We start from the raw sequence: 24,023 nt of genomic DNA, 5'->3' as shown, positions 1-24,023 counted from the left end.
CCCTTACTCCATCACCCCATCACCCCATCACCCCATCACTCCCCACTTACCCATCACTCTCTACCCTCCACCCCTCCAAATGGCCATCAAACCCTCCCAAATCCAAGCCATCCTAAATCACAAGCGGACCGACTTCGCCACATTCAATCAAGGCGCAGCAAGCAGCCTGCAAGCCTATCAGGCGGCCTGGGAAGGGCTGAGTCAAACCTCAGAGGCGGAGCTAGCCAGCTGGCTCAAGGACCAGTCGGGCGAAGTCGGCGCCCGACCGCTGGAAAGTTTTCGGGACACCCGGGACGGCATTATTCGCAGCGGACTGAGCTGGCCCAATCGGGAGCAGAGCCTGGCCTGGGTGAAAGCCCAGCTCGACCAGGTGACCACCTTTGCCGTCGATGGCTCGCAGATTTTCCCCAGTAAGGACCTCTCGATTCCCATCGCCCTGGTGCAAATTGGCTGGTTTGAGAATCCCCACGCCGCCCAGCGGGACTATGTCAAGGATATTTCCCTCGACGTGCTGACGCCCAAGGAGCTGAGCCAGACCAGTCAGCCCGCTGAACGCTGGGTAAATCTGCGCCGGTTTGAAATGGAAGTGCAGCGACTGGTGGACTATATGCAGCAGGTGACCGAGCCAGAGCGCTGTCTGGTTTTCTTTGACGGCTCGCTGGTGCTGTCCTTTGCCGATATGATGGAGGACGAAATCGGCCAGCCCTACGTGCAGTCGGTGACGCAGCTGCTGCAAGCCAGCGAACGCTATCGGGTGCCACTGGTCGGCTATGTCGATACGGCGGGCTCCCGCGACCTCGTAACGCTGCTCAAAACCTTTGCTGACCTGGAAGCCGCCGTCCCCATCCACGATGCCCAGCTGCTCAACCCGCTGATGACCTGGGGCGATCGCACCCCGCTCTGTCAGTGCGATCGCGGCGGCATCCTCAACCGCTATGGCAACCTGCGCGATCGCGTCACCTTCACCTACCTCAAGACCAACCAGAGCTATCCCGCCCGGATAGAGCTCCCCCGCTGGCTATGGGAAGAGGGAAGAGTAAAGACTGTGCTGGACTGGGTGCGAGCCGAGGTGATCGTCGGCGGCGGCTATCCCTACGCCATCGAGACTGCCGACCAGACCGCCGTTTTGCAAAGTCGCGATCGCCAGCTCTTCTACCGAATTCTCCAGGACTGGGCCGATGGCGAAGACCTGCCTCTGCGCCTATCGCGGAAAATGCTCAGCAAAGCCCAGCGCCGGTAGGGTTCAGGCTAGGGCCGGAGATATTCGCGACGGGAACCTTGATCCATCAAGGCTTTCCATTCCGACTGCCCCAGAATTTGGCAGCGGCGACCCAGGCCCAAGCTGAGGCCAGAAATCAGGACCAGGTGAGCGGCGATCGCCAGGAAAATTTCGCTCCCGTTAGCCATATCCAGCACGGCCTGGGGGAATGCCGTTGTCAGCCACAGATAGCCCATTGCCCCCCGATAGGGGTCAATTCCGGTCAGTGATAGCACCAAAGGCCAACCCACGATAATCGCTGCCACTGCCCCAGAGGCCAGCCAGCGCCAGTGGAGCAAATTCGCTAGAGCAATCCACTGCACCACTAGCGAACAAATCAAAAGCACGGCAGCGCAAAACCCCCAGGCCATGACAGCGTCCACTGGGTCTGTCACCGGGCTGATTAAAGCACTAAGCCCGATGCCCAGCAGAAAAACGCCTGCTATAATCCCCAGATTGATCGCCAACGCAAAAGCGGGCGGGCTGCCATCGTGGCACAGCAAATCTACAATGAGGCTCTGCTGGCGGCGGGAGGAGCTTTGAGCCTGCTTCCGAGACGGATTTCGAGATGTAGGCTGAGATGCCCTATGGGGCTGATGATGACGGTACCTGGCCCAGTCAAGCAAGAGCTGTTTAGAGGGCAGTAGCAAAAACATCAGCAGGACGGCCCAAATCACCATCGAGATGCGATAGCTAAAGACAGTATCTAGCGCAGATGGAAGGTTGAAGGGGTGCTGCGTCTCAAACCCCATGATGATGAGCGATAAACAAAGGGTCAGACCATAGCTCTGCTGCTTACCCAAAGCCGTGTTGGCAGGGGTCTGAAATTTCCGCTCAAGTGCCACCCAAAACCACAGCCCCAGCAATAGCGCATTGGCTAGCGCAAAGGCTAGCACCCAGCCGCGATGACTGCCCACCGGCATAAAGAACCAGCCCAGCTGACGAAATCCGTTTAAATCTGAGCCGATAAAGGGCCAGGCGCTTTGCTGGCCCCATCCTTTCACTTCCCAATCAGCCAAAATGTGCAGCGGGTTAAATAGGTAAAACCAGTCCCCAGAGAGGTTGAAATGCCAAAGTTGCCAACTCAGCAGCAGCAGGCCAGCGCTAAGGCCAGATATCAGCCAGGTTTGGAAGCCCTGTAGCCCCTCGGCAAGCAGCGCAAACCAGAGCGCAGCCGAGTAAAAGCAAAGGGCGATCGCGCCCAGCACCCCATAAAACGCCAGCACAATGCCCACCGGATAGCTGCCCATCAGGCCCGTGGCCAGGTGCAGCGGCAGCATAGCGGCAATGCCCAGATACAGCAATATTGGCACCCCCAGCAGCTTGCCTAGCAAAATGCGTCGTCCCCGCAGCGGGCTCATCCGCAAAAAGTTCAGCGTCCCGCGCCGGTTTTCCTTAGAGAGATCGGCTGCCAGTAAAAAAATGCCGCCGATAATCAGCACCCACACCAGCACAAAGCTCAGATCACGGAAAACATCTGCCCAAACCAGCGGCCAGTCAATCAGCGGCTGCTGGTCTGCACCTAGCTGACAGCCCTGGTGGGGATCGTACTGAAGACAGTATTGCGTGTTGATGAAGAGCCGACTGCTGGGCAGCTGGGCAAGCCGTTTCAGAAGCAATAGTCCTTGAATCCCAAAAGACAGGGAGAACGTTAGCAGCAGATTGCGCCAGCGCAGCCGCCCCTGCCATTCACGCAGGAGTTGAGGATTGTGGTGGCCCACTCGGTCAAAGGCCATTTCGGAGAGTTGAGGCAGCTTATAGGACATCACGACACCTGCTTATGGTCTAAGTGTTTGAGAAAAATCGTTTCGAGGTCTTCCCGGGTATGGTTAAACTGGCACAGAGGAATGCCAGCGGCGATGAGCGATCGCAATAATTCACCCGCCGCCGCCTCATCTCCGGCAAACTCCACACAAATCTCCCGATCCGACACCCGGGTTTGAGACACCACGCAGGCATGAGCATCGAGGGCCTGAGCCAGGGCAGGGCCCTCGCCCAGGGTGGCTATAAAAATTTGCCGACGGCTCAGCCGGTTATACAGCTCATTCAGGGGCGCGCTTTCCACCAGGTAGCCCAGCTCCATGATGCCGATGGTGCTGCAAAAATCTGCCAGGTCACTGAGCACATGGGACGAGATCAAAATCGTCATCCCGCTCTGCTGGAGCGCTTTGATAATGTCGCGAAATTCCATCCGGGCGACCGGGTCGAGGCCAGAGACGGGCTCATCTAACACCAGTACAGAAGGCTGATGAATAATGGCCCGGGCCAAACCCAGCCGCTGCTTCATGCCCCGTGATAGCTCAGTCGTGCGGCTGTGGTGCTTGCTACTGAGCTGCACCAGTTCGAGGATGTCATAAATCCGACGATGCCGCAGCCCTGGGCTAATGCCGTACAGCCGAGCAAAGTACTCCAAATATTGCCAGACGGTGAGGTCGTCATAAAGCGGATAGTCGTCAGGCAGAAAGCCGATACACCGCTGCAGCTGGGGCGAATTCTGATCTTGCCGAAAGAGTTGGCCCTCGATCCAAATTTCCCCCAGGGTGGGCATCTCTGCCCCCACCATCATGGACATCAGCGTGGTTTTACCGGCGCCATTGGGGCCGATGAGCCCATAGACTTCACCGGGAAACAGGTCGAGGTCAATATCGTTAACGACCGTTTTTCGCTGAAAGCGTTTGGTGATGTTGCGGACGGACAGGGCCGGATTGCCTACGCCAGGCAGGGCACTCGGCATCGCCGCAGGTTGCCAATCTTGTGAGGTCATGAATCCTGAAATCAGCGCTTCGGAACCATCCTCCATAATTTCAAAGCCTCTCTCGCCGATTTCGGACAAGCCGTAAGGTAGGTTCATGCTAATACAGGATCACAGGATGCTGACTCATAGACTGCTTTAGAGACATTTCCCCTATCGCTCTAGTTCCACAGCTTACCTGGCCTGATAAAGGGCATGGGGACTGCCGCCGTCGGTGGGATACTCAGCTAAGTTCAGCCGGTATTCGGTCTGAAATCGCTCTCCGCTGGGCGCAGTGAAAATTTGTTTGCGAATGGCGGCCAAAACGGGGGCGAGAAATTCGGGGGCTTCGGTCTTGGTGACCTGGGGAAGCGCGATCGCGAATTCGCCATTTTCCCAGTAGCCTGCCGCAGCGGTAAGCGGCTGAGCCCTGAGCAGCTCGCCCCAGCGGCGCAGCACCTGATGGCCGACGCTGTGACCATAGCGCTGATGAATCTGGGCGAGTTCGCTGAGTTGCAACAGAGCGAACGTAAAGGGCTGCCCCTGCTGAATCAGCGCTTCGATCGCTTGCTGAGACTGATGCTGATTGGCCAGACCCGTTTTGGCATCGCGTCGCGCCAGCGTTTGCAGCAGGCGGCTGCGGGCGAGGCGATTGTTAATTCGGGTGATCAGCTCGGGGGCCTGGGCGGGCTTGGTTACATAGTCGTCAGCCCCAGCGGCGAAGACCTGCTGCACGGTGGCGGCATCCTGCCGGGCGGTGAGGAAGAGAATCGGCAGACCCTGCCAGCGGCGATCGGCGCGAATCGCCTGACAGAGCTCGATGCCGTTAAAGTCAGGCATTTCAATATCCAGAATCAGCAGGTCGGGCCCGGTCTGGGTCAGCATTTCCCAGCAGCGGCTGGGGTCGGCCAGCGGCGTCACCTGCATGCCCCAAGGCGTCAGCAGGGTCTGGAGCGCCTGGAGCAAAATCGGATCGTCATCTACCGCCAGAATATGGATGGCCTCAGCCGCAGGACGCTCCAGCAAAGGCGCTGCCGCCTGCCAGATCTGGTCTGCCGTGGCCGGCTTAGCCAGCACCTGGGCTCCCACCGTTGCAATCTGTACCCGCTCTGCCAGCGTGTTATTAGCCGTGAGCACCAGGGTTGGCACTTGGGAAGTTGATAGACCAGTCAGCAGCGGCTGATCGTCTGGACTCAGCGGGACCGGGAGATCGATCACGGCCAGGTCGGGACTGTGGGTTTGCAGCCCGGCGATCGCGTCTGCTCCATTACTATGCCAACGCCAGCCCAGGCCGCCAGTCTGGGTCAGCCTCTGGAGGTCTTCGGCCAGAGCGGCATTGGGGCTGACTAACAGCAGCCGGGCGGCTAGCTCAGGCGGTAGGGAAGTCTGGGTCAGGTTTAAGGTCGCTTCAAGCTGCTGGACGAGGGCAGCGAAATGGGTCGCTTTAGGCATTTCACCGTCTATCAGCAACGTTTCCAGGTCGCGCGCCACCTGGGTGCCGTCGTCGCGGCCAAACATGCCGAGGACGCCCGCGAGCTTATGGGCGGCCTGGACGGCACTGGTTTGCAAGGTCGGGTCGAGCGAGTTTTGCTGAAGCGCGATCGCGGCTGACTGAATCACCGCTAGCCGCTCTGCGATCTCCCCCTGATGCGCTGTCCAAAGCGCCGCTAATCCCTGGCCAAACTGCTCCTCGACCGTCATCGTGGCAGACGTAGCGGGGACAGAAGACTCAGCGGGTACAGAAGACTCGCTCTGGGACGTAGTCTGAGAGGGAATTTGGGGCGTCAGCTTGTAGCCCAGACCGTAGACGTTTTCAATCCAGCCGTCAGCTCCGGCCTGTTTGAGCCGCCGCCGCAGCCCTTTGACATGGGCCTTCACGCTATCTTCCAAGGGCGGGTCGTCAAAGGTCCAGAGATGCTCGACGATCAGGCTGCGGCTGAAAACCCGATGGGGGTTACGCAGAAACAGTTCCAGCAGGCTGTACTCCTTGGGCGTGAGCTTTAGCGGCTTGTCGGCATAGGTAACGTCACAGCTCACGGGGTCGAGTCGGAGCGGCCCAATCGCCAAAATAGAGGTTGGCGCTACCTCTCCCCGCCGGAGCAGCGCCCGCAGCCGGGCCTGCAATTCCCCCAAGTCTAACGGCTTGGTGAGGTAGTCATCGGCCCCGGCGTCGAGGCCACGGATGCGCTCATCGGCGGCGTCTTTAGCCGTCATTAACAAAATCGGTGTCGCATGGCCCGCCGACCGCAGCCGCTGACAGAGGCTAATCCCATCCAGCCGCGGCAGCCCAACGTCGATTAGCAGCAGGTCGTAGGTGCCGCTGTCGGCATATTCCAAGCCAAAGATGCCATCCTCAGCGGTATCGACGGCATAGCGCTGCTGGGTCAATGCCGTGACCAGCAGATCGCTGAGGACGGTGTCATCTTCAATTAACAGAATTCGCATGGCCGATCTCCATAGATTCTCCACGGATAGCTGTACCGGATGCTTTGATGTCGGAGGCAATAGCCCTATGGTACTGCCGAATGCTTTCTGCAAAGCCCATTCTCAAGCTGTCTGAACCCATTTCTCAAAAGGCTTTGGATCGCTCCCGACTTCTTCTCGATCGGCCCCTATTCTCTTAAATACGAGCGCTGAAGAGAAGATTTTTGAGGTTGTTACCCCGCTCTCGATGCAGTCTCAAAACAACTAAACACCCATGACTCAAAGAGGACAAATTCACCATGAAACGCATTGCTATTTCTATCCTGTCTGTTTTGATTGCCACCGCCGCGATCGCGCCTGTGACCCGTGCTGCCGAGGAATCCTATAGTTTTCAACAGCGCCGCCTAGCGCTGCTCGACCAGCGCGGCACCAAAGCCGATGACAAGCTGTCTCTGCAAGAACAGCGCTTTCAGGTACTTGACCGAGGGAGTGCTAAAGCGGATGACAAGACTCTGCAAGCGCTGCGGTATGACGTACTCGACCGGGGGAGCGCCAAAGCGTTGGGCCAGTAAACCAGCGTAGCTAGCCTACGACAATATCTTTCGTTCCAACCATCCCTCCGCCAGGGACTGACAATGTCAGTCCCTTTTGTTTTTCAGATGACTTCCACCTCATCTTCTCGAACGTGGGCTTTAAAGGGGCGCTTAGCCCCCTCCACCTGAAATTCGACAACCACCGTATAGTTGGGGCTAATCGGACGGCCCTTCCAGTCGGTCAGGATATCGGCAACCACGCCTTCCATTCCCTGGGCATCGTAGGGCTCACTGCGATGGAGGGGGTGGTGATAGAAGGTGATGGGGCTAGTAATGCGGATGCGATCGCCAACGTTCATAGGAATCCGTGCAGACTTCAGACAGAGGAGGCTCCGTTTCCACAGAGCCCCCGCAAAAAATAATCGGGTTAAGATGAGACTCCTATTTTTGCATAGGATTGCCCCTTCCTAGCGGGCATTTCGGATGAGCGCTCGGGTTCGGGCGGCTCAGGCGGCGGTGCGGCAGGCCTGAGACTGAACCAGAGGAAAAGACCGGTAATGGCCAGAACGCTGATCGCAATCACGGTGAGCCTGCTCACCCCGATCGGGGGCCAGGCGCGTTCATCTGGTTCAGATGCGTCTGGGATCGCCGCCTCGGCTTCGCCGTAGAGCAGCGCTCGAGATGCGGCGGTAAAGTCGTCCAGGCTTTGGGGCTGGGGCATCATCAGGCTGATGGGCTCGGGTGGCATCTCCTCAGAGGCCACCTGGCAGCTCATCAGCACCACCGCGACGTTATCGTGACCGTTGCGCTGGTTGGCCAGCTCAATCCAAGAATCGACGGCGGCGCTCAGCGGCACAATCTTCTTCACGACCAGTCCGACATAGTTCGCCCAGGATTCCTCCACTCGTCGATTGTCACTGAGGCCGTCGGAGCAGAGCAGTAGGACCCCGTCTTCGTCCAAAATTAGCCGCTGAATGTGGGGTTTGAGAAAGCGATAATCGCGGGTGCCGACGGCCTGCGTCAGGGCTTCGGCGTTGGGCTGCTGCCGAGCCGTCGCATAAAAGCTGCGTCCCGCTGTCACTTCTCGCCCCGCAATATCGTCATCGACCGTGAGCTGCTGGCAATATTCCGGCGTAATCCAGTAGGCGCGGCTATCGCCGGCATGGACAATGTAGAGCTCGTTGACCTCTTCCCAACCTTGGGCAGTTTCGATCCGCTGGGGCAGCTGGAGCGCGAGGACCAGGGTGGTTCCCATGCGCTGGCGGTCGGTTCGACCCTGCTGGTCGTTCTGGGTGGCAATTAGGTTATTGGCAATGCGAATGGCCGCCTCGATCTGCCCGATGACTAGGTCTGGCGCCATCGGCCCGTTCTGCTCGGCCATTTCCGTCAGCAGGCTGCGAAACTGGAGCTGGAGCGATCGCACGGCCATCTGGCTGGCCACCTCTCCACCCTCATGGCCGCCGACCCCATCGCAGACAATTGCCAGGCGCGGTAGCAGTGGCAGATCTGCTGCGCTAGCCCGTCGAATTTCATCGCGGGATGGGTAGCAGGCATCTTCATTCCGCGGCTGTTGAGGACCGGCGCTAGTATTGCCCGCGACCTGGAGCTGCAATGTCAGCGGCGTCGCCTGGGTCAGCAGCAGCCGGTTGAGCCGCGCTTTGATCGGCTTGAGGTCAGGCGGGCCGGTCTGCATCGCGGTACAAATCGCCTCTAGCTCAATGGCGATCTCTGGGGCTGCGGTCGGTAGCCAGCTCAGCCAGACCTCAGCTAGGCGCGAGAGGGGCGGCTGATTGCCCTGACCGGTCAGGGCAATCAGCCGGATCCGCCAGCCCTCAATACGAATATTGTCGGGTTTGAGCAGGCTGGTCGCTACGCCTAGGGTCTGCAAGGGCTGCCACAGCGACAGGATTTGCCACAGCCAGTAAACCTGACGAAAGGGCGTCGTCGTTTCCCAGACCTGGGCAATGCCCGGCTGCAAATCGCCTAGCCGATCAATTGGGACGTTGTCTAGCAGCAGCACCGCCGCCCCCGACTCCTGGTGGCAGATGCCATACACCCGGGGCACGTGGAGCTGATAGGGATAGGCTTTGAGATAGGGCTGGACAAAGTTGGGAATGGCCTGGGGCAGCTTGGGCAGGCGTTCTGCCTGGGTATCTAGCCATACGGATGGGGCAACGACCCGATAGCGACCATCGACTAGGTGGCCAATGGGGACCTGGCGAGCGCCCTGACTGAGCGCCCAAACGTATTGCTTAAGAGGATATTTTGTTTCTGCCTCGCCCATAACCGTCACCCGCCCGCGGTGAGATTGGCCTGGCGTCAGGATTTGACCAGCTCCAGCCGTCGGGTCGCAAAAGATTTAGATTTATCGTAAGGGCAAAAGTCCAAAGCGGAAAGAAAAAGGGAATGGTCGCTCAAAAAAGTTCGGGCCTGGCTGATTGGCCCCCGCCTATTCATCAATCCGTTCGAGCTGCCATAGGATCTGGTTGCCTTCACGGCGAATGCGAGACACTGTCCAGTTTCGCCAGGCCCAATAGTCGCCCCGACTGGTGACGGCGCTAGCATTTACGTCCATCAGGTCAGCGAGTTCAGCAGAGGTGATCAGATAGCCCTGCTTGGCGAGTTCGTCGGTGACCTGGAGCGTTTCCAAGGTGTTTCTCAGCCGCTCCATCCGACTGATTTCCAGTGCCCCCCTGCCTAAATCGGTTGCAGCTGCCGTGCTTTCTGCCATGTCCCGCTCCTTGCTCAGTCCGTTATCGCCGCTATCATTGCCATTGTCGGATTCTACCCCTGGGTCTGGCGCTATTGTGGGAACTGTCTTCGCTTTGATGGCTGGAGCTGCGATCGCAGAATCTGGATGGTCTTCTGAATCGTCAACTATTCGGGTACTCAGCCGGATTGGCTGCCCCAGGGAAAAGGCTCGGGCGATCTGATCACAGCGCTCGTTGCCTGCATTTCCAGCGTGGCCGCGAACGTAGCGCCAGTCAATCTGAATCTGCTGATTCTTGGCAATCTGTTGACTAAGTTCATCTAGCTTCATCCAGAGGTCCTGGTTGAGGACGGGCTTGCCGGCTGAATTTTTCCAGCCTTTGCGCTTCCAGCCCGCTATCCACTGGGTAATTCCTTTTTTAAGATATTCGCTGTCGGTATAGAGCGGCACGGTCGAGGGGGCAGCGGCGTCGCGGATGAATTCCATGGCCGCGATCGCGGCCTGCATCTCCATCCGATTGTTCGTGGTCTTAGCCGCGCTGCCGCCTAGCTCATGCACTTCGCCATCGTCAAACTCAATCAGCGTCCCCCAGCCCCCCGGCCCTGGATTGCCTGAGCAGGCCCCATCGGTATAAATACTCTGAACGACTGACATCGGTCCCCTTTGATCTACGATAACGATAGCAGGCGGTTACCCGCCTAAATTTTAGATAATCGGCTGGCTCAAGCAGGCTAGCTCAAGACATCTATGAAAGAACTCATCCGCGGGCTGCGCAAGTTTCAAGATACCTATGTGCCTCAAAATAAGGCGCTGCTGGCAGAGTTGGTTCACGGTCAGCACCCTCGCGGCCTGTTCATTACCTGCTCTGACTCGCGGGTGCAGCCAGAGCTGATTACCCAGGCCGACCTGGGCGAACTGTTCGTTATCCGCAACGCGGGCAATATTGTACCGCCCTACGGAGCGACCCAGGGCGGGGAAGGGGCCACGATCGAATATGCGGTTAAAGCCCTCGATATTGAACATATTATCGTCTGCGGTCACTCCTTCTGCGGCGCGATGAAAGGGCTGCTACAGGTCGGCGAGCTAGAGGAAAAAATGCCGCTAGTCTACGGCTGGCTAAAGCATACCGAAGCTACCCGCCAGCTAGTCGAAGACAACTACGACCATCTCGAAAAAGCCGAAAAGCTGGACATGCTGGTGGCCGAAAACGTGCTCACCCAGCTAGAAAATCTGCGCACCTATCCCGCCGTTCACTCTCGCCTCTTCCGGGGAGACCTCACCTTACACGGCTGGGTCTACAATATTGAAACCGGCCAGGTGCTAGCCTACGACGACCGCCAGCACGCCTTCATTCCGCCCTTCAGTCCGATTGAGCCGCAGGCCAACGGCCAGTCTGGGTCATCTTCCCAAGGGTATCTGCCAGGGGGGAGCCGACTGTCTCGCGAGCAGGCCGAGCGCATCTACCGCGGCACCGCCCCCTCCTACGCCAGCTAGCATCTATCCCAGCGTGGTTTCGATCGGCGCGTTGATGACGCCTGAGCTGACGGTGCCGCGGGCGGTATCGAGGGTGATGATGGCCCCGTCGCGAATGATATCCGTTGCCTGCTCAACCCCAACAATCACCGGAATCCCCAGCCGCAGGCCCAGGATCGCGGCATGGCCCATGGGGCTGCCGTCTTCGGTCACAATGCCGCCCGCCCGTCGAATCGCATCAACGAAGTCCGCATTGGTGCGCGTCACCACTAGGATTTCGCCCGAGTGAAAATCACCCACCGACAGCACATCCTGTGCCACCCGCGCCCGCCCGCTGACCGAGCCTTCGCCTACGCCCTGGCCTTGACCCAGCACGGCAGTGACCACCTCGACCTTAATCAGGTCCGTTGACCCGGCTACCCCTTGCAAGGTGCCTGCGGTCATCACCACCAGATCGCCCTCATTCAGGAAATGCTTTTCCTGCGCGACGCTGAGCGCCGCTTGAAAGGTTTGTCCGGTAGAAGACAGATCGACGACCAGCAGCGGTTTAACGCCCCAGACTAGCTGCAGCTGTCGGGACACATCAACCTGAGGAGTGACGGCCAAAATAGGTGTCAGCGGCCTGAATTTGGACACGTTGCGGGCGGTTGAGCCGGTTTTCGTCATGGTCATAATTGCTGCCGCCTGAAGCTTTGCAGCAATATGACTGACCGCCTGACTGATTGCATTGGGGATGGTGCGACTGCTGTCGAGCACCTCGTTAGAGAGGTTTGAAATCGAAAGGTTTGACTGGTCCTGCTCAATTCGGATAGCAATGCGCGCCATTGTGGCCACCGCTTCGACCGGATAGTCTCCGACAGCGGTTTCGTTGGACAGCATCACTGCGTCGGTCCCGTCCAGAATGGCATTGGCGACATCCGATACTTCGGCCCGGGTGGGGCGGGGGTTGTTGACCATGCTATCGAGCATTTGAGTCGCGGTGATGACCGGAATGCCCAACCGATTGGCCGTCCTGATGAGCCGTTTTTGCAGCAGCGGCACCTCCTCGGCGGGCAGTTCCACGCCTAGGTCACCTCGGGCCACCATGGCCCCATCAGAGAGCGATAGGATCGCGTCCATCTGCTCAATCGCTTCATGCTTTTCAATCTTCACAATCACCGGCACATTGCGGCTACCGGCATTCTGGATCAGCTCTTTGATCTCCAAAACGTCCTGGGGATTGCGGACAAAGCTCAGAGCCACCCAGTCTACGCCCTGGTTCAGCCCAAACATCAGGTCTTCGCGGTCTTTGTCCGTCAGCGCTTTGATCGAGAGATAGACACCTGGGAAGTTGACGCCCTTGCTGTTGGAGAGCTTGCCCCCTACCACCACCTGACAGTGCAGGTCGCGCTGGTCAAAATCCTTGTCGATCACCTTCATTTCGACCCGGCCATCGTCGAGCAAGATAGTGGCCCCAACCGGCACCTCGTCTACCAGCGGGCCATAGGTCACAGAGCTCACCTGCTGGCTGCCGGGTAGCATCCGGCTGGTCAGAATAAAGCGATCGCCCCGGGCCAGGTAGACAGCTCCCTGTTCAAACTTGCCCAGCCGAATCTTGGGTCCCTGGAGGTCTTGTAAAATGCCCACGGGCTGATTGAGCTCAAACGACAGCTGGCGAATCAGCCGAATATTACGCTGATGGTCGGCATGGGTGCCGTGGGAGAAATTCAGTCGCAGCGTGGTTGCACCGGCCTCAATCAGCGCTCGCAGCGTTTCCGGTTCCTGCGTAGCCGGCCCAATCGTAGCGACAATTTTGGTTCGGCGGAGGGCACGACGCAGCTGCATAGGGTTCCCAAACTGAAATTGGTGTGACCAAAAACTGCAAGGATATTAGCATGTTCGGCAGATGGGGTGGGTAAGAATATTGGCTAGCAGCGGCGGTAAAACTTGGCGGTTTTGACGCTACCCTGTTATAGGAAATGAGATAATGATACAAATCTTCATTGGCCTCTGCAGGTAGCGTATACTACCGAGGAGAGCTTAGATGAATCTCTGAAAAGACCCGGTGTGAAGGAGCAAAGCGATGGTGTCGGTGGCAGTGGAGCCCCTGACGATTACAAAAAGAGTCCCGAAGCAGTTTCTCGACGCAGACGGTGGGCTGAGCCCTAATCTGCTCATGTTTTTCGGCGCTCTTTGCCTGATCGTAATATCGACGGTTGGCTATTTCAATTGGGACACGCCGAGCTGGTGCTGTTTCTTGCTGAATACGCTCGCGCTGCACTTAGTCGGAACCGTGATCCACGATGCTTCCCATAAGTCAGCCCATCGCAATCCGATTGTGAACGCGGCGCTAGGACATGGCAGTGCGCTAATGCTGGGGTTTACCTTTCCGGTCTTTACCCGGGTTCACCTACAGCACCATGCCCATGTCAACGATCCCAAGAACGATCCCGACCATTTCGTCTCGACCGGTGGGCCGCTCTGGCTGATTGCGGCACGGTTTTTTTATCACGAAATTTATTTTTTTCAGCGCCGCCTGTGGCGCAAGTATGAGCTGCTGGAGTGGCTGCTGAGCCGGCTGGCAGTCGCCGCGCTGGTCTACTGCGCCTGCCAGTTTGGCTTCTTAGACTATCTGTTTAACTACTGGTTTTCGCCTGCTCTAGTGGTGGGCTTGGCCCTGGGGCTTTTTTTTGACTATCTGCCCCATCGCCCATTTCAGGATCGCAACCGCTGGAAAAACGCTCGGGTTTACCCCAGCGCCGTGCTCAATCTGCTGATCATGGGTCAGAACTACCACCTGGTGCACCACCTCTGGCCGTCGATTCCCTGGTATAAATACAAACCGGCCTACGAAGTGATGCAGCCACTGCTCGATCAGAAGGGCTCGCCGCAGACGCTGGGGCTGCTGAAGACGCGGGATTTTATGAGTTTTCTGTACGATGTCTTTCTGGGCATTCGCTTTCATCCGAAGCCTGCGGCTACCGTTGAAAAGGCTGCTGAGAGCGAAGGATAGGGCTGGAGCTATTCGCGATCGCAGACCAGCGGCGGCGCTACGCACCAGTCGGGGCGTAGGTCGCGGGCGCCGCGCAGATAGGGGTGATAGACTTCGCCCTGGAGGGCAGGCAGATAGGCGTGGATTAAAAAGCGAATGCAGCGGGGCAGGCTGCCTGCGACATGCATTTGCTGGACGTCGAGCAGGGGCACATTCTCCCAGCGATCGCGCTGCCGGGCAATCGCGGCGGGGAAAATGGCGTCTAGGTCCCGGGTCACCGAAAAGGTGGCGCTAATAATATCCAGCGGGTCGAGCGGATTGCGCCGCTCTAGCTCGTCTAGCAGCTGATGGACCGCCTCTGTCATCGCTGCCGCCGAATTCTCAGAGACCGTCGTCGCTCCCCGAATCGCCCGTACTCGACCCACCGCCCCATTCCTCACTGATATCGTTCCGTTCGGCTTTTATCCTACCGCCTACCGGTCTAATAGAACCCGGGCTGGTATAGCCACAGCGGCAGCCCCTGGGTCGAGAGCTCAAACTCCAGCCGGCCCAACGTCGCCGAGAACGGTGCAGACGGCAGGGCCAGAGCACCGCCAGCCGATTCCAGATATAGTCGGCCGCCGGGGAGAAAACGCGCCCAGAAGGGCTTTCGCTCTTCCAGGGTATAGGTTTCTGTCTGGTCCGGGTCGAGGTCGGCGAGCTCTGCCGCCCAGCGCCGGGCATCTTCTTCGCTGCCCAAGCGGTCTACGATACCTAAGCTCAGTGCCTGCTCACCCGTAAAAATGCGGCCGTCGGCAAAGCTGCGCACGGCCGACTCAGTCAGGTGCCGGGCCTCTGCTACGGTGCGAACGAACTGGCCGTAGCTGACGTCGATGAGCTCTTGCAGGATGGTCTGCTCGGGCTGCGTCAGCTCCCGGTCAAAGGCCAGAATGTCCTTATAGGGACCGGACTTGATCACTTTAAATGAAACGCCGAGTCGCTCCAGCAGTCGTTCCAGGTTGTTGCCGCGGAGAATGACGCCAATCGAGCCGGTAATCGTACCCGGATTGGCTACAATATGCTGCGCTCCCATGCCGATATAGACGCCGCCCGAGGCCGAGATATTGCCAAAGCTGGCGACAATTTTCACCTGGTCTTGCAGCTGGCGCAGGGCACTATAGATCTCCTGGGAATCGCCCACCGTGCCGCCGGGGCTGTCAATTCGCAGCAGCAGCGCCGGAAATTTCTTCTCTTTGACTTCGTCGAGCGCTTCGAGGACGCGCTTACGGGTAGCGCCCGCGATCGCGCCCGTCACTTCAATGCGGGCAATCTGTTTGCGATATCGCGGCTTAAACGGCCAGATCATAGAGGGTACAGCGCTATCCTAATTAGACTAGTATACGCCTGCCGAGGCCGTCCTTTAAGCCCTCGTTGCCGCTCCAATCCCCTGATATTCCTGCACATATGCATTCTTCCGCTCGGTCAGCTCAGTCCTTTGCCGGTTCTCTTCTGCTGATTTCGCCCTTTTTTCTCTGGGGCACCGCCATGGTGGCGATGAAAGGCACCATCGACGATACGACGCCGTTTTTCCTGGCTGGGGTGCGGCTGCTGCCAGCGGGATTTCTCGTCCTGCTGGCGGCGGTCTATTTGGGGCGATCGCAGCCGCGCGGCTGGCGGGCCTGGAGCTGGATTTTGCTCTTTGCCCTGATTGACGGGACGATGTTTCAAGGCTTTTTAGCCGAGGGACTAACCCGCACCGGAGCCGGGCTGGGGTCGGTAATGATTGATTCGCAGCCCCTGGCCGTGGCGGTAATGGCGCGCTTTCTGTTTGAGGAAAGAGTAGGCCCCTTTGGCTGGCTAGGGCTGGGGATTGGGCTGCTGGGGATCAGCCTGTTGGGACTACCCGATCCCTGGATCTGGGGTTTGTTTAACGGTCAGAGCCCGCTGACTAATGGCACCCTGGGCCGCGAAGTCCTAACCGATCTGTTTCAGCAGGGCGAATGGCTGATGCTGATGGCGGCGCTGTCGATGGCGGTCGGTACGGTGCTGATTCGCTTTGTCAGCCGTCACGCCGACCCGATCGCGGCCACCGGCTGGCACATGGTGCTGGGCGGGCTGCCGCTGTTTGCCCTGTCGGCCTGGCAGGAAACCGCTCAGTGGCAAGGCGTCAGCATTTCTGGCTGGATGTCAATTGCCTATGCCACCATATTTGGCAGCGCGATCGCCTATGGCGTCTTCTTTTATTTAGCTGCCCAGGGAAATTTGACCAGCCTCAGCTCACTGACTTTTCTCACCCCTGTTTTTGCGCTGGTGTTTGGTATGCTGCTGCTGTCAGAAAGCCTGAGTTTGCTGCAGTGGATGGGCGTGGGCCTGACGCTGGTGAGTATTTATTTGATCAACCAAAGGGCTCAGCTAGAATCACTCATCACCCGTCCGTCGCCTGCCGTTCCAGCGCCGGAAGCTCAAGCGCCGCCAGTTTTGCCAGCTCGAACTAAGACAGCTCCCGACTGATTGCCCAGCGCTTAGGCGAGGGCAGAGCTGGATCAAGCCCCAAGTTTGCCCCCAAGTTTGAATAGTCGCTCGTATGCGGTTCTGCGCTTTTGCAGTAGGATAGCGGCAAAATAGAGCTGCTCAGATCTCTGCTGATCTGGTATGCCCGCTCTATTTACGTCGGCGGGCAGATAGCGTTAGGGTAGAGTGTAGGTATCCATATCGCTAACTCAGCATCGCTAACTCAGCTATGAGAGCTGCTGCGTAGGGTAAAGCGCTTTTTAGGCGTGGCGTTTTTGACTTCAGCTATACGATTTAGTTGAAGTGAGTAGGCGGGTATTCTGAGACCATGTAGAACAGCGGGTCCTTTCCAGCTTGGTTTCTCAGCTGATGATTCAATTTTTCTGAGCATAAGCTCAAGCATTGCATTGACTGTGCCCTGACCAGACATGACTAGGGCAGCAGCTATAGGGGGAGGGCAGAAGTTGGGATGTTAGGGGAGATTACAAGGTAAGACTAGCGATGATTTGGCGTTCTGCTCTATTGTTTTTCACAGGTTTAGCTGCTGTTGGTGGCCTAGCAGAGCGCGGCCGAGCAGCGACTGCTTTTGCCCAGACCCCGCCGCAGTTGCTCGCTCAGTCGGCCGCGGCGGCATCCTCCACCAGTCCGCCCGCCGACTCGACTGAAGGGGCTACAGCCCTGCTGAGCGTAGGCACCCGGGGTGAGGCGGTCGGAACGCTCCAGCAGCAGCTCCAGCAGCGGGGCTATTATGACGGCCCGGTAGACGGCCTGTATGGCGCGATTACGCAGCGGGCTGTAGAAACCTTTCAGCAAGATGCTGGGATTCCAGCGACGGGCAAGATTGACATTTCTACTTGGGAGCGGCTGCATAGGAGCGAGCGGCAGGCTGAGGCCGCCGCCGCGATCGCGACGGCGGCAGATACCCCACAGCTGGCTGAAACCAGTCTCAATGTCGAATTGGCCCAGTCTCCGGCTGAGCCCGAGGCGGCTCCTGAAGCGGCTCCTGAGGCTGCGCTAGAGGAGTTAGAACCTGAGCTTGCGGATACTGCCGAAGATGGCGCAGGTTCGTTCCTAGTTTTTGTCCTGGTTGGGGCAGCGCTGTTCTTACTGGGTTTAGGTTTTGCCCTGCTCAGTCGAGGTCGCTCAAAGGGCGAGGACGACGATTCCTGGGGCGAGATTCCTAAGTTTGATACACGCTTCGATCAGGAGCCTGGTCTGTCTCCATCGGTCGCGACCGCAGCCTTCCCTGCGGCTGCCCGCCCAGGGGACTATGCTGACGCTTCAGTCAGCGTTGCGGGGAATGGCGATCGTAGCAATATCGGCAATAGTGGCCATGTCGGGGCTTTGGGCGCCGGTTTGGAGGGCAGCACAGGAACCGATGCCGAGCCGGTATCGCAGATGGGCGAGACGACCCGCCTAGCCAAGGTCAATATTACCGCCGAGCTGATCCAAGAACTCCAAAGTCCAGACCCCAGCCAGCGCCGCAAGGCAATTTGGGAGCTAGGCCAGCGGGGTAACTCTACCGCGATTCAGCCGCTGGTCAATTCGATGATTGACGCAGACTCTAAAGAGAAAAGTCTAGCTCTGGCGGCCCTGTCTGAGATTGGCGTCCGCTCACTCCGGCCGATGAACCGAGCGCTGGCGATTGCCCTACAGGACGACAATCCTGAGGTTCGCAAAAATGCCATCCGTGACCTCACCCGAATCTACGACCTGGTCGTTCAGGTGAGCCAGATGCTGGGCCACGCCGTTGAAGACGAAGACCCCGAAGTCCGTAAAACCGCGACCTGGGCGCTGGAGCAGCTGAACCGGATTCGCCGACTGCCGAACGTAGACGCTTCTTTTCGGAGTTTGAGAGATTCTAGGCAGGACTTCCCAGCCGATGAGGCAGAGCCAGACGCCGGACAGGGCAGACGGGACTGAGAAACGGCGGCACGCAATCCGCGATCGCGAGTTCTTTGCCATTAAGAGCGGGTCGCCGTTTGCCTAACTTTTTGCTCGAGCTGCCAAAAGTCGCGGTTGACCTCGGCCCAGAGCGAACGATTGTGGGGATCGGAGCGCAGGGCCTTTTGCAGATAGACCCGCGCCTTAGCGTACTGCCGCTGTGAAATCAAATCGCGAGCCCAGCGTTGGTAGGTAATCGCCTGCCACTGTCGCACCTCTGGGTCCTGGGGTAGGCGCTGAGCAAGCCCTTCTACCAGGGCGATCGCGCGGGGAAACTTCTTCTCCCGCAGCAGCAGCTGCAGCTGGATGTAGGCCGTTTGCTTGATCTGCCGATCGAGATGAGACAGGTGAGAATCCAGATGGGTCTCGGCCCGCTGCGGTGGAGGAGATGTCTCAGTTTTGAAGACAGTCTTCACCGTTTCTACGGTCGCCCGCGCCGACCGATCCGGCCGGGGCAAGACGGGCCGTTTAGGCTGAAGCTTTTCGACCAGCGTATTATAGGCATGGGTAATTTGGATGAACCGGTCCTTGGCCTGCTGATCGGTGGGATTGACATCGGGATGATACTGCCGCGCTAACTGCCGATAGGATGACTTAATATCAGCAAACGATGCACCCGTTCGCAGCCCTAGAGTTCGGTAGTGGTCGGCAAGTGACATATCGCTGAAGGATCCGGATTGTTCAAAATTTCGCCATTCTAAAGTTTCAGTGCGAGTGATAGTCCGTTTGGCCGCCCTTCCAAGTTTTCAGGTAACGCCTCCGGGCAGGTTCTCCCACCTACAAATGAGTCTAGGCAAATGAGTCTAGGCAAATGAGTCTAGGCAAATGAGTCTAGGCAAATGAGTCTAGGCAAATGAGTCTAGGGAATATTTGCCTACCCCTATCCTAGCTAGGGTTCCCAATTTAGACCCAATTTGGACTGATTCTCCCCCACTCCATCACTCCCCCACTCCATCACTCCCCCACTCCCCGCACCCGCTCAATCGCATCTAAAACCTCAGGTGCACTGCCCAACAGCCGGGCTACAGATGCCGCTCCAGTCTGATTGAGATGGTTGGGATCGGCAAAATAGGTCTGCTGCTCGGGCCACTGCTGTAGCAAATCGATCACCGCCCAATCATCGGTCTGGCTTTGGTTTTGCAGAAATTGCTGAAACTGGCGTTCGTAGACCAGACGGGCTGAATCTAAATAGTCCTGGCTTAGGGGTAAATTGACAAATATCAGTTCGATACCACGTGCCTGAAGAAAGGCAACCAGATGTTCAAGGGTAATGGTCTGGACGCCCTGGATGGAGAAGGGCCGATAGTCGGTGTCATAAAAACCGCTGACGCGGGGAAATCGACGGTAGTAATCGGCCGGTTCAAACTGATTCGCGATCGGGAGAAAGCCCGCTGCCGTCAGGTCGCTGAGAATCAGGTTGGGGTCGAGCAGGCGATTGGGCTCGGCTAAAGCAGGCCTGACCCCAGCTGAAATTGCCCGATATCCAGGCGAATCCAATAAATTGGCAAAGGTCTGATCGAGCCGAGCGCTGTTGAACGAGCGCGCTCCCCCGCCCCAAATAATTAGCTTTGGCAGCTGCTCTGGCGTCAGCACCGCCTGCAATAGATAGTTGACAACCTGAACCGTAGCCCCGTTGATGCTCAAATTATAGACCTTTAGATCGGGGTATCCCTGCTCGGCTAATACCTGCTGTAGCACCGCTGGATCAATTCCCTGAAGCGATCGCGAGCTGCCCACAATTAAAATGTCGGGCGTCCCGACCACAGCCAGGTATGACAGATATCCAGAGAGCTGCTGGTCGATGATGACACTACCTAAAGTAGGTAGGGCAGCCCAGGTGCTTTGGCGGGCCGCCGCTTGCTGAGCCTCGGCCAGATTTTGAATCGCCGTTTGCAGCCGCCGCTGGGCATAGACTCGGGCCGGGCTTTCCGGCGGAATGGAATGCAGTTCTGCGATCGCGGCGGTCCACCGATCGACAACCCCGTCCCACTCGGTCGCCGTTGTCGCTACCGGGGCGAGCTCCGCCGCCTGCTCGCTCTGCGCGATCGCGGCCTGCACCGTCGCTGCCTCCTGCACCCGAACCGGCGCATCGGCCTGTACCGCAGCGGGCTCTTCTGCGGGCAGAGAGACCATCCTCAGTCGGCTGGAGCGTTTGAATATCAGAATAGCCAAACCCAGCACCAACAGCACCGAGCCCAATCCCACCAACCACCGAGCATTACGACCCATACCGCTTAAATACAGCTAACCTTACTTGATTGGAATCCCTAAAAGCGCCCCCATTATGCGATAGCGCGAAATATAGCGCAAATAGTTTCTCTAAATCTGCCAGTAGGCCGCTATGCTGCTAATTAAGCCAATGTTTGAATTGAGCATTTACGGTATAATTTTGCAGTACAAATATACTGGTTAAGCCATGGTTCAGTATACGCTTGCTCAAAACCCCGAGGTGCTCATTCCCGTCTCGGGTAAAGATTCCAGCAAAGCTCGCGAAAAGGCGATGGATAAGCTGATGGAGATGATGGATGACGGTAAACTAGCCACAGATCTGAGTGATGGCTTTAGTCCCAAGGAATTTATTGAAGTGAAGGAGCCCAAGACCGAACCCTCTGCTGCCGACGATCAGATCGTCGAGGCGGTGCAGGTGCTCAGCAACCTGGCCAATCTCAAAGTCAAGGTTCAGGGGTCCCGAGAAGAAGCAATCCAGGTTCGTAACCTAGTCGATCTGCTATTTACCGATGAGCCAATCAGCGAAGCCCAGATAGACGAGCTCAAAAGCGGATTTAAAACCCTGAAGACCTTTGCTCAGGCAAATCTGCGCTACCGCGATGCCAAGTCCGAAGCCGAAGTCGCCCGAGAAACACTAGATGCGGCGCTAAATTTGCCCAAGCAGTAGCGTCTGCTAGGATGACTTGACTGCGATCCCCTTGTAAAAATAGCCGACGACCTTCGGTAGCCCCCGGGCGTAAAACTGGTCAACCTCAAGCTGATCAAAAAACTGGCCGATTAGCTTAGCCATCGACCGATTCAGGTGACAGCCATCGGCAACCACTTTTTGGATCGGTGTTAGCCGGTGCTGCCAGGTCTGGATTTTGGCCTCATCACTTAGGCCGTGCTCGATAAAAAAAAATCGACCCCCGGGCTTCAGCACGCGATGAATTTCCGCCAGAGCCTGCTCGATGTCGGGAATGCTGCACAGCGTCCAGGTGCTCACGACGCTGTCGTAAACGCCATCGGGCATGGGCAGCGATTCGCCGCTAAGCAGCTGAAATTCGACTGGGATCGTCGAATCCTCAGTTCGCCTACGCGCGATTGGCTTCATACCCGGGTTGGGATCAACGACCGTCAAATGGCTGACGGTGTGAGGATAGTAGGGCATATTGAGGCCGGTGCCAAAGCCAATTTCTAGAACGTTTCCGGTTACGCCCGCGAGCAGCTCTTGGCGATAGACCTGCATAGACTCAGACGACATCGACCAGTCGAGCAGTCGTGGAAACACAATCTGGCTATAAAGCCTCATTGGCAATCCCTTTATTAACCCTTTGTAAAGATTGTGCCTCAAGCCCCCTGTTTTATAAAGGGTTGTCCTGTCCTGATGCAGGAACAGCTCAGCCAATGCTCATTCCACTACTCCCCGTGGCCTTCAGATCTGGTAGCGTTTTAACTTCAAAGCGTTAAGGACGTGGATCATGTCATTCCAAGGGCGAGACCTCCTCAGCTTGGCCGACCTCAGTCAGACTGAGCTAACCGATCTGATTGACCTATCCGCTCGGCTGAAGGCCGGCAAGCTGACTCCCCAATGCCCCAATCAGGTCCTGGGGCTGATCTTCAATAAAGCCTCAACTCGAACTCGGGTCAGCTTTTCGGTGGCTATGTATCAGCTCAGCGGTCAGGTGATCGACCTCAATGCCAACATGACCCAGATTGGGCGAGGCGAACCGACGGCAGATACGGCCCGGGTGCTCGACCGCTATGTGGACGTTCTTGCCATTCGGACCTACGCCCAGAGCGAAATTGAGGAGTTTGCCCAACATGCCGAAATTCCGGTCATCAATGCCCTGACTGACCTGGAGCATCCCTGCCAGATCCTCGCTGACCTGCTAACGGTGCAGGAAGCCTTTGGCACCTGCGCCGGACTAACCCTGACTTATCTGGGGGACGGCAACAATGTTGCCCATTCCCTGATGCTGGGCTGCGCCCTGATCGGGATAAATATCCGAGTGGCGACACCGGCGGGCTATGAGCCCAGCCCGGCAGTTGTTGAGCGGGCTAGAGAGCTGAGCCGCGATCGCAGCGAAGTCACGATTACTCGCGATCCCCAAGCCGCCGCTCAGGGGGCTCAGGCCCTCTACACCGACGTTTGGGCCAGTATGGGACAGGAGGACTCGGCTGAAAATCGGATCCCGATTTTTCAGCCCTTTCAAATCAATTCATCTATCCTGGGCCTAGCCGACCCTGAGGCAATCGTGCTGCACTGCCTGCCAGCCCATCGCGGCGAAGAGATTACCGAGGCGGTGATGGAAGGCCGCCAGTCCCGGATCTGGGACCAGGCAGAAAACCGGATGCATGCCCAGAAAGCTCTACTGGCCGCCGTTTTGGGAGCGGTTTAGCAATATCTCAACCTGATTTGGGATAGGCAACCCGGGCAAACCGCCAGGCAATCAGCCCCATCACCAGCAGCCCCAGCAGCCCAGCCAAGGGATTACCGTCGATGCCGGTGAGCCAGTCGGGTGCACGACCGGTTGATCGGCTAAGCTGGCCCACGCTGACGATGTAGTAGCCCCATACCAAACCCGCATGCAGGCCAATCGGATAGCCTAGCCCGGCCCTGGGCTGTGGGCCGCTGTGGGAAGGGGTACGTCTCGCCCAGACTAGCGCTAGCCCCAGCAGCGCCAGGCCCAAAAACTGCGGCAGCGTGGCCAGAATGTCGGACAGCGGCTTAATGAAGTGAGCGGTGGCAAATATAGCGCTGCTGACCAATAGTGCCATCGTCGGGCCATAGTCCGCCTCCAGCTCGGTCAGCAGCCAGCCGCGAAATAAAAGCTCTTCTGTCAGCCCAACGCCCAGCCCCACCAGCAGCCCTTCTAAGGCTATGGATGCGATCGCCACTGTCAGGCCAGGACTACTAGCCCAGCCCAGCAGCGCCTCCAGGCCAAACAGCCCGAAAACGCTGAAAAGGCCAATCACGAGCGCTTGCAGAAAGTCTAGACCCATTCCCCAGCACCAGCTCAGGCCGCAACGCCGAAGCGGGCGCCGCCAGCCATAGACCCGGTGCCCCCAAACCCTGAGCAGGGCCACAAACTCCAGATATAGCAGCCCGTAGACCGCGATTTCGGTCACTGCCTGAAGGCCTAGGGCTCGACCTAGCTGGGTCAGCAGCAGCGCTGCGGGTGCCCAAATGACGAGAAGCAGCAGGAGAAAGAAGAGAATTCGCAGCCCAGCGGTTTGGCGCGCGACCCAGCGGCAGGCTGGTTTCATCGCCTCAACCG

General features: G+C 58.0%; 21 protein-coding genes. 8 read left to right on the top strand and 13 right to left on the bottom strand.

Going from position 1 to position 24,023, the window contains the following annotated elements:
- A partial coding sequence (locus IQ241_RS04915; RefSeq protein ID WP_322743578.1) for a DNA double-strand break repair nuclease NurA occupies positions 1-1,240 on the top strand: 1,240 nt, incomplete at its 5' end.
- An 8-nt stretch (positions 1,241-1,248) separates the two neighbouring features.
- Here the strand turns inward: IQ241_RS04915 and IQ241_RS04910 are convergent.
- The 3 genes from IQ241_RS04910 to IQ241_RS04900 form a co-directional block, all read right to left on the bottom strand.
- Complete coding sequence (locus IQ241_RS04910; protein ID WP_193905301.1) at positions 1,249-3,024, bottom strand: ABC transporter permease; 1,776 nt, start codon at positions 3,022-3,024, stop codon at positions 1,249-1,251.
- Positions 3,024-4,022 (bottom strand): ABC transporter ATP-binding protein, encoded by a 999-nt coding sequence (locus tag IQ241_RS04905; RefSeq protein WP_193905307.1) that lies wholly within the window; start codon positions 4,020-4,022, stop codon positions 3,024-3,026. Before IQ241_RS04905 ends, IQ241_RS04910 begins: the two co-directional genes overlap by 1 nt.
- Before the next feature lie 162 nt (positions 4,023-4,184).
- Complete coding sequence (locus tag IQ241_RS04900; RefSeq protein ID WP_193905300.1) at positions 4,185-6,434, bottom strand: response regulator; 2,250 nt, start codon at positions 6,432-6,434, stop codon at positions 4,185-4,187.
- Positions 6,435-6,712: 278 nt separating this feature from the next.
- On the opposite strand from IQ241_RS04900, the gene IQ241_RS04895 reads away from it, so the two are divergent.
- Positions 6,713-6,985, top strand: coding sequence for a hypothetical protein (locus IQ241_RS04895; RefSeq protein ID WP_193905299.1), 273 nt, complete (start codon positions 6,713-6,715; stop codon positions 6,983-6,985).
- Between the two features lie 83 nt (positions 6,986-7,068).
- On the opposite strand, the gene IQ241_RS04890 is transcribed toward IQ241_RS04895, so the two are convergent.
- From IQ241_RS04890 to rnhA, 3 genes are all read right to left on the bottom strand, one after another.
- Entirely contained in the window at positions 7,069-7,305 is a 237-nt protein-coding gene (locus IQ241_RS04890) for a ferredoxin-thioredoxin reductase variable chain (RefSeq protein ID WP_193905298.1), read from the bottom strand.
- Between the two features lie 68 nt (positions 7,306-7,373).
- A complete protein-coding gene (locus IQ241_RS04885; RefSeq protein ID WP_193905297.1) occupies positions 7,374-9,230 on the bottom strand; it encodes a protein phosphatase 2C domain-containing protein in 1,857 nt (618 codons plus the stop codon).
- A 165-nt stretch (positions 9,231-9,395) separates the two neighbouring features.
- Complete coding sequence (gene rnhA, locus IQ241_RS04880) at positions 9,396-10,310, bottom strand: ribonuclease HI (protein WP_193905296.1); 915 nt, start codon at positions 10,308-10,310, stop codon at positions 9,396-9,398.
- A gap of 93 nt (positions 10,311-10,403) precedes the next feature.
- Between rnhA and IQ241_RS04875 the strand changes: the two genes are divergently transcribed.
- Positions 10,404-11,150 (top strand): carbonic anhydrase, encoded by a 747-nt coding sequence (locus IQ241_RS04875; protein WP_193905295.1) that lies wholly within the window; start codon positions 10,404-10,406, stop codon positions 11,148-11,150.
- A gap of 3 nt (positions 11,151-11,153) precedes the next feature.
- Here the strand turns inward: IQ241_RS04875 and pyk are convergent, their stop codons facing one another.
- Positions 11,154-12,953, bottom strand: a complete 1,800-nt coding sequence (pyk, locus tag IQ241_RS04870; protein WP_193905294.1) for a pyruvate kinase — start codon at positions 12,951-12,953, stop codon at positions 11,154-11,156.
- Positions 12,954-13,191: 238 nt separating this feature from the next.
- Between pyk and crtR the strand changes: the two genes are divergently transcribed.
- Complete coding sequence (gene crtR / locus IQ241_RS04865) at positions 13,192-14,121, top strand: beta-carotene hydroxylase (protein WP_193905293.1); 930 nt, start codon at positions 13,192-13,194, stop codon at positions 14,119-14,121.
- Between the two features lie 8 nt (positions 14,122-14,129).
- Here the strand turns inward: crtR and aroH are convergent, their stop codons facing one another.
- Together aroH and sppA are read right to left on the bottom strand one after the other, a co-directional pair.
- The gene (gene aroH / locus IQ241_RS04860) at positions 14,130-14,525 is read right to left on the bottom strand and encodes a chorismate mutase (protein WP_193905292.1); all 396 of its coding nucleotides are present in this window, start codon (positions 14,523-14,525) and stop codon (positions 14,130-14,132) included.
- A gap of 56 nt (positions 14,526-14,581) precedes the next feature.
- Positions 14,582-15,445 (bottom strand): signal peptide peptidase SppA, encoded by an 864-nt coding sequence (gene sppA / locus IQ241_RS04855; protein ID WP_193905291.1) that lies wholly within the window; start codon positions 15,443-15,445, stop codon positions 14,582-14,584.
- Positions 15,446-15,543: 98 nt separating this feature from the next.
- On the opposite strand from sppA, the gene IQ241_RS04850 reads away from it, so the two are divergent.
- The gene (locus tag IQ241_RS04850) at positions 15,544-16,590 is read left to right on the top strand and encodes a DMT family transporter (protein WP_193905290.1); all 1,047 of its coding nucleotides are present in this window, start codon (positions 15,544-15,546) and stop codon (positions 16,588-16,590) included.
- 501 nt (positions 16,591-17,091) lie between these two features.
- A complete protein-coding gene (locus IQ241_RS04845; protein WP_193905289.1) occupies positions 17,092-18,513 on the top strand; it encodes a peptidoglycan-binding protein in 1,422 nt (473 codons plus the stop codon).
- Positions 18,514-18,554: 41 nt separating this feature from the next.
- Here IQ241_RS04845 and IQ241_RS04840 read toward each other — a convergent pair whose 3' ends face one another.
- Both IQ241_RS04840 and IQ241_RS04835 read right to left on the bottom strand, forming a co-directional pair.
- A complete protein-coding gene (locus IQ241_RS04840; RefSeq protein WP_193905288.1) occupies positions 18,555-19,193 on the bottom strand; it encodes a J domain-containing protein in 639 nt (212 codons plus the stop codon).
- 295 nt (positions 19,194-19,488) lie between these two features.
- Positions 19,489-20,763: a hypothetical protein gene (locus IQ241_RS04835; protein ID WP_193905287.1), complete on the bottom strand. Its 1,275-nt coding sequence runs from the start codon at positions 20,761-20,763 to the stop codon at positions 19,489-19,491.
- A 187-nt stretch (positions 20,764-20,950) separates the two neighbouring features.
- Here IQ241_RS04835 and IQ241_RS04830 point away from each other — a divergent pair, with 187 nt between their 5' ends.
- A complete protein-coding gene (locus IQ241_RS04830; RefSeq protein WP_193905286.1) occupies positions 20,951-21,430 on the top strand; it encodes a hypothetical protein in 480 nt (159 codons plus the stop codon).
- Between the two features lie 6 nt (positions 21,431-21,436).
- Here the strand turns inward: IQ241_RS04830 and IQ241_RS04825 are convergent, their stop codons facing one another.
- Entirely contained in the window at positions 21,437-22,054 is a 618-nt protein-coding gene (locus IQ241_RS04825) for a class I SAM-dependent methyltransferase (protein ID WP_193905285.1), read from the bottom strand.
- A 169-nt stretch (positions 22,055-22,223) separates the two neighbouring features.
- On the opposite strand from IQ241_RS04825, the gene argF reads away from it, so the two are divergent.
- Entirely contained in the window at positions 22,224-23,144 is a 921-nt protein-coding gene (gene argF, locus IQ241_RS04820; RefSeq protein ID WP_228021387.1) for an ornithine carbamoyltransferase, read from the top strand.
- A 7-nt stretch (positions 23,145-23,151) separates the two neighbouring features.
- On the opposite strand, the gene IQ241_RS04815 is transcribed toward argF, so the two are convergent.
- Entirely contained in the window at positions 23,152-24,012 is an 861-nt protein-coding gene (locus IQ241_RS04815; RefSeq protein ID WP_193905284.1) for a CPBP family intramembrane glutamic endopeptidase, read from the bottom strand.
- Between the last annotated feature and the right edge of the window lie 11 nt (positions 24,013-24,023).

It is taken from the genome of Vasconcelosia minhoensis LEGE 07310 (genome assembly GCF_015207255.1).
GTDB lineage: Bacteria > Cyanobacteriota > Cyanobacteriia > Phormidesmidales > Phormidesmidaceae > Vasconcelosia > Vasconcelosia minhoensis.
Note: the sequence above shows the minus strand (reverse complement) of the source record. Positions and strands in the feature narration are given on the sequence as shown.